Genomic DNA, 7132 nt, shown 5'->3' on the forward strand with positions numbered 1-7132 from the left:
CTGGCCCGACCCCATGGGCCGGGCGGGTTCGGCGGCAGGCCGCTGATCATCAGGCCGGTCCGGATGCTGTCCCTTGTCTGCCTGGGGGTGTCAAGGGGCAGCGTCCGGGCCCTGTAAGTTACCGGGCCCCGCTGTTAACCCAACCTTCCCTTGCCCGTCATGCCCGCTCCCCCTCGGCGCAACGCACCGCCCGCACCGTGGAGGGGTGAGGATCGCAATTGTTGCTGAATCATTCCTGCCACTGATGAACGGGGTGACACACTCCATCCTTCGGGTGCTTGAGCATCTGCAGGAGAGGGGCGATGACGTGATGGTGATCGCCCCGTCGACACAGGACACAGAGGTCCTGGACGTGGTGCACGGCGCGTTCGTGCACCGGCTTCCGTCCGTGCCGCTGGCCGGGTACACGAACGTGCGGGTGGCGTTGGGCGGTGTGAACCGGGTCAAGAGAATCCTTGCCGATTACGCGCCGGACGTTGTCCACCTCGCATCCCCGTTCGTGCTTGGCTGGCGGGCGGTGCAGGCGGCCCACCAACTGGGCATTCCCACGGTGGCGATCTACCAGACCGAGGTGCCCAGCTACGCGGCGCGCTACGGAGTGCCGTTCATGGAGAACTGGGCCTGGAACCGGGTGGAGAACATCCACCTGCTGGCTTCCCGGACGCTGGTGCCGTCCACTTTCGCGCTGAACCAACTGCGCGGCCGCGGGGTATTGCGGGTGGACATGTGGCGGCGCGGTGTGGATACCGCGCGGTTTGCGCCGGGAAAGCGCGACGACGGGTGGCGGGCATCCGTCGCCCCGGACGGCGAGCGGATCATCGGCTATGTGGGCCGGCTGGCCGTTGAAAAGCAGGTGGAGGACCTGGCCGTGCTGGCCGACGTGCCGGGCACCCGGCTGGTGATCGTTGGCGACGGTCCGCAGCGCGAGGCGCTGCAGGAAGCCCTGCCGAACGCCGTGTTTGCGGGGTTCCTGGGCGGCGAGCAGCTGGCCAGGGCGGTGGCGTCCTTCGACCTGTTCGTGCATCCGGGCGAGTTCGAGACCTTCTGCCAGACCATCCAGGAGGCCATGGCATCGGGTGTGCCGGTGGTGGCCACCGGCCGTGGCGGCCCGCTGGATCTGGTGGAGAATTCCCGCACCGGCTGGCTGTACAAACCGGGCGACCTTGCCGGGCTGCGTGCCCATGTCATGGACCTGATGGGCGACGACGCCAAGCGCCGCGCGTTTGCCGCGGCAGCCCACGCGTCGGTCCAGGGACGGACGTGGCCGGCGTTGAGCGCTGAGCTGGTCCGCCATTACCGCGCGGTGATCGCCGGTGACGCAGTGGTTGAGCCTGCCGGCACCAGACGAGCGGTTGAGCCTGTCAGCACCACCCGAGTCCCGGTGGTTGAGCCTGTCGAAACCCAACGAGGAGCAATACTGTGAAAATTTCCGTCATCGGCTGCGGCTACCTTGGCGCAGTTCACGCGGCAACGCTGGCGTCGATGGGTCACACCGTGGTGGGCATCGACGTCGACGCCGCCAAGGTGGAGCAGCTGGCCCGCGGTTTCGCACCGTTTTTCGAGCCGGGCCTGGACGAGCTGCTCCATGATGGCCGGGCCACGGGCCTGCTTACGTTCTCCACGGATTTCGCGGATGCCGCCGGCGCCGAGGTGCACTTCCTCTGTGTTGGCACCCCGCAGTCCAAGACGTCCGGCGGCGCCGACCTCAGCTACCTGCTCGCCGCCACCGAAAGCCTCCGTCCGCACCTGGGCCGGGGCTCCGCCGTCGTGGGTAAGTCCACGGTGCCGGTGGGGACGGTCGAGATGCTGGCCGGCATCCTGTCCGGGCGCCCGGATGTGCTGCTCGGCTGGAACCCGGAGTTCCTGCGGCAGGGCACGGCCGTGAAGGATTCGCTGGTGCCGGACCGCCTGGTCTACGGTGTGCCGGGCGGCAGGGCTGCCGCGTTCCACCGGACAAGCGGCGCCGGCCGCGGTGTGACGGCGGCCCTCGATGCCGTCTACGAGCCGCTGCTGCGCACCGGAATTCCGCGGCTGGTGAGCAACTTTGCCACCGCGGAACTGATCAAGTCGGCGTCGAACGCTTACCTGGCCACGAAGGTCAGCTTCATCAATGCGATGGCCGAGCTGTGCGATGCCTCCGGCGCGGACGTCACCGAACTGGGTGAGGCGATGGGGCTGGATCCGCGGATCGGCAGCCGGTACCTGCATGCCGGGCTGGGCTTCGGCGGCGGCTGCCTGCCCAAGGACATCCGCAGCTTCCGGGCCCAGGCCGCGGCGCTGGGTGTGGGATCGGTGGACGACTGGATGGGCACGGTGGATGCCATCAACCTAAGCCAGCGGTCGAGGACGGCGGACATCGCCCGCGAGCTCTGCGGCGGCAGCCTGGCCGGGCGGACGGTGACGGTGCTGGGTGCGGCGTTCAAGCCGGACACGGACGATATCCGCGACTCCCCGGCCCTTGACGTGGCCCTGCAGATGGCAGAAGCCGGCGCACATGTGACCGTGACGGATCCGAAGGCGATCAACAATGCCTGGATGCGGTACCCGCAGCTGCGGTTCGAAGCCTCCACGGACCGGGCGCTCGAGGGCGCCGAGCTGGTGCTGCTGCTGACGGAATGGGACGAATACCGCACGCTGTCGCCGGCGGATGCAGGGGCGCTGGTACGACGGCGGACGGTGCTGGACGCACGCAATGTGCTGGACGCTGCGGCCTGGCAGGCGGAAGGCTGGACGGTCCGCGGCTTGGGGACGGGGCTCGCTGCGGGTGCCGTGGCCCCGCTGGATGTGGCGCCGCCGCACTCGCGGTGATCAGCGTCAAGACTGCCAAACGGTTTTTTGGTCGCCTACCCCGTGTCACCGGCTGACTGCGTGGTTGGCGTCCGGGCTGAGTGGCCCCGGACGCGATCGGCGGACTGGTCCGGTGCCCACACGCGGCGGAGAAGTATCTTTCGCCACCTCTGGTCCAGACTCATAAGTGTACTTATTATAGAAGCAAGGCATGCCGAGCCCCGGTGGCGGGGCAACCAGGTTTGGGGGCGAAGTTCCGGTGGACCAGGCGACGATCGTCAGTTACGCCGCCGGCTACCTTGCGGCCATCATCCTGGCTCTCCTGACCCTGCTGCCGGTCCTGATTCCCACCGCGCTGCTCCTGGTCGTGGCGGGGTTGGTACAACTCCTCCTGCTGAGGGTGCGGGCACTAGCCCTTGGCCTGTATCGGTTCACGGCGGAGCTGTTCCACGCCCTGGCGCGGGCGATCAAGGCCCGCGGGGATGGACCGCCCGGGAGCCACGGCGCCCGTCGTCTCCATATCCACTGACGCTACTTGCCATGTGACAAGCGCTTCTTCCCAACGCCCCTTATGATGTGCGGAGGGGAGGACATTCCATGAAGCACATGCGGTCTCATTTTCTTTTTAGGGTGCTGTGATGGCGCCGCAGCAGGGCAAGGAACCGGAGGCGGTGTCCGGCTGGGATTACCAGGCCATCGTCGATTCGCTGCCCGATGCCGTGTTAGTCATCGGGGAATCCGGCACGATCAGTTTCATGAACAGTGCTGCGGAGCGCATGTTCGGCTACCCCCGCGCTGAGCTCGTGGGCCGCGACCACCGGACAATCCTGGCAGAGGGCTTCCGCGAGGGGTTCCAACGCCTGTTCAACGGCATGCGCCGCGTCGGCGGCACAGCTGACAACCCGCCGTTTGAGGCCTACGGCCTTCGACGCGACGGCACGGAGATCCACGGCGAGGTGGCCTGCGCTTTGCTCCGCTCACAGACCGGAATGTCCATGACGGTGACGGTCCGCGCCTCGCGCCCGCGCGACGAGGCCGACGACGGACTCCGGGAGGCGGTCTCCCTGCTGAGTGCCACCCTTGAGTCGACGGCCGACGGCATTCTCGTTGTCGGAACGGACGGCCAGATCGCCGGAGTCAACGAGCAGTTCGTGTCCATGTGGGGCATTCCCCGCGGGCTTCTGACCACGCACGATGATAAGGCGGTGATCGGCTATGTGCTCGGGCTCCTGAAGAATCCTCAAGGGTTCCTGGACAAAGTGCAGGAGCTCTATGCCGACCCGCTGGCAGAGAGCAATGACGTTCTGGAGTTCCTCGATGGACGGACCTTCGAACGGTACTCCCGTGCGCAGAAGGTGGCGGACAAGGTGGTGGGCCGAGTCTGGAGCTTCCGCGACGTGACCCCCAGGCTTGCTGCCCAGGACCAGGCGAAGCGGGCCATGGCCGATCTGGCCGAGCAGGCAGCCCAGCTCAAGGCCCTGGCGTTCCAGGACCCCCTGACCGGGCTTGCCAACCGCAAGCTGTTCCATGACCAGCTGGCTGAATCGCTCCGGGAAGGCCCGGCCGGGACCGTGGATGTCCTGCTGCTGGATCTGGACGATTTCAAGGAAGTCAACGACATCCTTGGCCACCATGCCGGTGACGAGATGCTGACCGAAGTGGCACGCAGGCTGAGGTCCTGCGTCCGTCCTGACGACACCGTGGCCCGTCTTGGCGGAGACGAGTTCGTGGTCCTGCTGACCGGCTCCCCTGAACCGGATGCTGTGGCGGAGCGCATCGTGGCGTCCTTGAATGTCCCCATGTGGATCGACGGAACCATGCTTCGTCCCAGCCTCAGCCTGGGCCTGGCCTCCGCGGGCCAGGACGGGGTGGCGGCTTCCGAACTGCTCCGACAGGCCGACGTCGCCATGTACGCAGCGAAGGCGGCGGGAAAGAACCGGTACATGAGGTTCGAACCGGCCATGATGACGGCGCTGGTCCAGCGGACGGACATGGAGGCCGGCCTCCGGCTTGCCGTCGACGCCGGGCAGATCATGGTCCACTACCAGCCGGTGATTTCGCCGAAAATTGGCGCCGTGGTTCAGTTTGAAGCCCTGGCCCGGTGGAAACGCGACGGTGAGATGATTCCGCCCGGACAGTTCATTCCGACCGCAGAACGCAGCGGCCTGATCTCGGCCATTGGCATGCAGGTCATGCGGCACAGTTTCATTGAGCTGCAGCCCTGGCTGGCTGAAGATCCCGGACGCTCTGTTGCCGTCAACATTTCGGGAGTTCAGCTCAAGGACTGCCAGTTCGCGGAGAGTGTCTTGCAGCTGGCAGCCTCCTGCGCGGCGGATCTGCGGCAGCTGGTCCTGGAAGTGACGGAGAGCGTCTTCTTTGATCCCGACGCGCACGTGATCCGGCAACTCAACACGCTCCGCGATGCCGGCGTTCGTGTGGCGCTGGACGACTTCGGCACCGGCTACTCCTCACTGGGGCGGCTGCAGGAACTTCCGGTGGACGCGGTGAAGATAGACCGTTCCTTCGTGTCCATGGTCCGTACCGGAGCGGAGAAACTGCCCATCCTGAACTCAATGATCAACATGGCCCACAGCCTGGGCCTGACCGTGACAGCGGAAGGAATCGAGACCGGGGCCCAGGCCGGTTACCTGACCAACCTGAACTGCGACTCCTTGCAGGGGTATCTGTTTTCCCATCCGGAACCGGAATCAGGGTTGGAGCTTTCGCTGCTCCGCTCCGCGGATGCCATTGACGAGCTGCAGGGCGTTCACCTCGAGGCCTGAGTGACTAGCTACGCTGGTCGATCTTGTCAGTGCTGACCAGCGCCTCACTGCGGTCCCACAGTTGCCGGGCCAGCCCGGCGTCGTAGGCCTGCTTATTGGCTTTGGCCAGCGCCCGCTTGGCATAGTAGGCGCCGGAGATCCAGTCCTGCCCCGGCGTGGTGGTCGCAAGCCACACGAGGGTGTCGGCGCCCTGATCGGGGGTGAGCATGAGCCGCTTGATGAATGTCTTATAGGCGAAACGGAACCAGCTGGTCGATTCTGCGGCGAAGTTGGTGGCGACGCCGCCCGGGTGGAAGGCGGCTGTGGCGATTCCGGCGGCGTTGTACCGGTGATGCAGCTCGGTGGTGAAGAGGATGTTTTCGAGCTTGGCGGTGCCGTAGGCCTTGTTGGTGGAGTACTTGCCGGCTGCGTCCAGGTCTTCAAGGTCCACGTGACCGAATGCATTGGCGGCGCTCGACGTGTTGATGACTGTCGCAGTGCTTGCCGTCAGCACGTCCATGAGCTCGTTGGTCAGCAGGAACGGCGCCAGGTGGTTCACTTGGAACGTCTTCTCGTGGCCGTCCACGGTCAGCTCACGCTTGCCCATGATCCCGCCGGCGTTGTTCGCCAGCACGTCGATCCGCGGGTACTTCTCTTTCAGCTGTGCCGCCAGTGTGCGCACCTGGGACAGGTCAGCGAAATCGCTGACGAAGTAGTCAGCGCCGATCTCCCGTGCCACCGCCTCGGTCTTCGCCGCGGAACGCCCGACGACGACCACCCGCTCCCCTGCCTTGGCCAGCGTCCGCGCGGCGGAAGCGCCGATGCCGTCGCTCGCTCCGGTGATAACGATGGTTCGTGCAGTCATGAAGTGTCTCCCAATCGATGATGGAGCGTGCCGATGGCCGGCGTCCCGAAGCCCCGTGGGTACAACGAAGGTGGAGCACCAGGTGTTCCGCCCCCGCACGCTCTCTCACTTCCTGCGAGGATTCCCTGGACGCTCTCTCACTTCCTGCGGGTTTTCCCGGACGGTCTCTCTTGACCAACTATCGGGGGCTGGGGCCATAATCGTCTGGATACCAGGGCGGAGCCGCAGAGACGAGGCGACGGTTGGCGACGCCGGAGCAGAGGAGTTCTCGAATGACGAAGTACCTGATCTCGTTCCCCGGTGAGGCCATGGTGATCCCCGAGGGGGACTTCGAGTCGGTGGTCGAAGCCTCACATGCAGTCATCGAGGAGGCCAAGGCGGTGGGTGTGTACGTCTTCGGCGGCGGGATCAATGAGGGCGTGGACCCGGTTCTCGTGGCCGGTGACGGCAGCGTCACCGAAGGTACGTACCCGGGCCACAAGGTGCCCAACGGCGGCTACACCATTCTCGAGCTGCCCTCGCGGGAGTCCGCACTTGAGTGGGCAGCGAAAATCGCCGTCGCCTGCCGCTGCTCGCAAGAGGTCCGGGAGTTCCAGTACGACCCGGCCAGCTGAGCTCGACTGAGGGCGACGGCGTTGGGTTGTGGTGGTTAAAGTGGGAGAGCCCCAACCGTGTGGTTGGGGCTCTCGACCTGAATGGTGTTCCGGCGGTGACCTAC

6 protein-coding genes are annotated in these 7132 nt (G+C 66.0%); 5 read left to right on the forward strand and 1 reads right to left on the reverse strand.

Translation table 11 applies throughout. From position 1 onward, the window contains the following. Positions 1-205: 205 nt before the first annotated feature. From PV761_RS21880 to PV761_RS21895, 4 genes are all read left to right on the forward strand, one after another. Positions 206-1423: a glycosyltransferase family 1 protein gene (locus PV761_RS21880; protein WP_051628807.1), complete on the forward strand. Its 1218-nt coding sequence runs from the start codon at positions 206-208 to the stop codon at positions 1421-1423. After that, positions 1420-2808, forward strand: a complete 1389-nt coding sequence (locus PV761_RS21885) for a UDP-glucose/GDP-mannose dehydrogenase family protein (RefSeq protein ID WP_347899700.1) — start codon at positions 1420-1422, stop codon at positions 2806-2808. Before PV761_RS21880 ends, PV761_RS21885 begins: the two co-directional genes overlap by 4 nt. Before the next feature lie 190 nt (positions 2809-2998). After that, the gene (locus PV761_RS21890; protein WP_347899701.1) at positions 2999-3316 is read left to right on the forward strand and encodes a hypothetical protein; all 318 of its coding nucleotides are present in this window, start codon (positions 2999-3001) and stop codon (positions 3314-3316) included. Between the two features lie 109 nt (positions 3317-3425). Continuing rightward, entirely contained in the window at positions 3426-5570 is a 2145-nt protein-coding gene (locus tag PV761_RS21895) for an EAL domain-containing protein (protein ID WP_347899702.1), read from the forward strand. A 4-nt stretch (positions 5571-5574) separates the two neighbouring features. Here PV761_RS21895 and PV761_RS21900 read toward each other — a convergent pair whose 3' ends face one another. After that, positions 5575-6414, reverse strand: coding sequence for an SDR family NAD(P)-dependent oxidoreductase (locus PV761_RS21900; RefSeq protein WP_347899703.1), 840 nt, complete (start codon positions 6412-6414; stop codon positions 5575-5577). Between the two features lie 272 nt (positions 6415-6686). On the opposite strand from PV761_RS21900, the gene PV761_RS21905 reads away from it, so the two are divergent. Further along, positions 6687-7028, forward strand: coding sequence for a YciI family protein (locus tag PV761_RS21905; protein ID WP_347899704.1), 342 nt, complete (start codon positions 6687-6689; stop codon positions 7026-7028). Positions 7029-7132: the final 104 nt, after the last annotated feature.

The sequence above is a fragment of the Arthrobacter sp. CC3 genome (assembly GCF_039907775.1).
Lineage (GTDB): Bacteria > Actinomycetota > Actinomycetes > Actinomycetales > Micrococcaceae > Arthrobacter.